Origin of the sequence: Tunicatimonas sp., from assembly GCF_049647865.1 — a bacterium.
GTDB lineage: Bacteria > Bacteroidota > Bacteroidia > Cytophagales > Cyclobacteriaceae > Tunicatimonas.
The window spans coordinates 1-2112 of the sequence record NZ_JBARYM010000926.1 but is presented as its reverse complement, the minus strand read 5'-3'; the positions used below and the strand labels follow the sequence as shown (position 1 = coordinate 2112).

Sequence of the window (2112 nt, the reverse complement as noted above, 5' to 3'; positions counted from 1 at the left end):
AAAATAGTATTGATCGCGGCGGTATCGGACTGGAGAACCCGCCTCATTCGGGGCAATGATAACCGTTTGTGCAACAGTAGTTGAACGATCAGTATCGTCCAGTCGTGGGGCAGATCGCGGAGTTCCTCGTAGTCGGGTACCTGGGGAACCTTTAAGTAAACTTCTTTATCTACCTTCTTTTCAATAGCGGTTAACCAGGCATTGAGCGCCGCCCCCGGATTTCCGCCGGAATAATCAAAGAAGGCGTTAAAAAGTTGCACCTTCTTCCATTCCGACAGTGAATCTTCGCTGCGCTCATTAAGCACAAAGGTAAGCCCACCCGACCAGTGTCTTAACAAAATTAACTGCTCAATTTCTTCCGTACCAAACGACTGATACGGAATGATGTTTAAGAAGTAATCGGCAATGGGGTTCACCAGATCAATTAAATGGTAGGCAAAAGGGTTGGTGTTGACGATAAACAACACGTGGCCACTGTGCTTGGTGATTAATCGTACTATTTCGTCTACCACTTTAAAGCCTTCAGCACTACGTTCCCACCACATTTCCAGATCGTTAATAATGATAGTGCTACCTGCCGGTACCCGCTGAATAATTTGGTCGGCAGTACCGGTATTGCCAGTAGCCCGCTGAAGTTCTTTAACAAAATCTTTCATCCGGATTGAACCCGCCCTAGTAGGAAATACCTGAACGATCCGATCATCTTTACGCGAGAAGCGTTTCCCAATACGATGCGACAAGGCGGTTTTACCGGAATTCCGCTCACCCAACAGCAATATACCCCCGGCATACCCCTGACGGAGCCGCGCAATTGCCTGTTCAGCGAGCCCCATTTCGTAGGGCCGGTCTACCCAGAAGTCATCGCTAATCTGTGATCTACCGCTGAATAGGTTTTGATAATACAGGGGCAGGTAGCGCACCACTTCCTGCGAGGGGGTTACCCGTTCTACAAAACTCAGCACCCGGGCCGTAGGCGACTGTACGTCTTCCTGTGCTTCGGTCAGTCGCTTGGCCAACAGTATTCCCTGACTACGAGAGTATAGGAGCCTGGTGCCTAGTTTTCTAACAAACTGCTGCACCCGTCCCTGATACTGCTCTACCTTATTTTTTACCCGTTGACTTTGATACGACCGGGTTATGCTGGATAGTTCACCCGACTGGATGATAAAAGCATCAATGGATAGTTGGGCAAAACTTTCGTGCAGGTGGGATTTGATATCTTCGTTCAGTGAGTTAATGATCGCTTCTATTTTCTTTCGTTCATTTTCTGCCAAACGGGTAGCATCCCGCCATACCTGTTCATCCTCGGTATCAGTCCTTCCTTCCGCTTGTAGATTGACCAGCCGGATCATATCCCGCACGGCCGCCTGACTGCGTAATAGTTGCTGATCGGCTTCGATGGCTTTTCCCTGAAGCGGGAGGTATAAGGTCGTTTCGTTCCAATAGTCGGCTAGCTGCTGTACCGGTACAGAAACGATTTCCTGCTCATCAACATCATCGTATAAGATGGTTATCGATTCCGGAACCTGTTCAATAAGTTGGTTTATATCTTCGTAGTACTCGGTTAAGTTCTTCTGCAAGATAATTTCATCCGATAGGCCATAATCAACCTCTACGTTGCCTAGGTTGGTCAACTGATCGTTCAATTCGGCTAAAGGATCTAAATAATGCTTCGTCAGTAGCTGCTCCATTTTTTCCCGATACTCAATCATTTCCTGCTGAACCCGGGTTTTGATCACCTGAAGAAATATGTCCAGGGTAATGGCATTCACTTCAAATTGCGATTTTTCGTACCACTGCTCAGGAAACTCACTAATTTGGCTGGCGGTAGCTTCGTAGTAGCGGGTAGTATTACGAATTTTTTTTAGATGAGCTAGGCCGTTGGTTCTTTCAACGCTTTGGGCCAATAAACCAAGATTGCGGCGGTACTCAATTTGGATACGTTGAAGCCAAAGTTGCTGAAGCGCTGCCTGCCGGTCTTTCAGTTGGTGTATTGTTTCTTTTAACGGAATATTGTCGTACACCAGCTCATCTGCTTCCACCGTTTCAATCTTGGACCAGTTCCTCAACTGTTGATCAAACTCCCTGACGACCAACTGTAACTCATGATAG

The 2112-nt window shown here is 47.2% G+C and carries 1 protein-coding gene; it reads right to left on the bottom strand.

The annotated features are described in order from the left end of the window. Positions 1-2112: ATP-binding protein (locus WBA23_RS26165; RefSeq protein WP_424585222.1), on the bottom strand; the 2112-nt coding region annotated here is incomplete at both ends.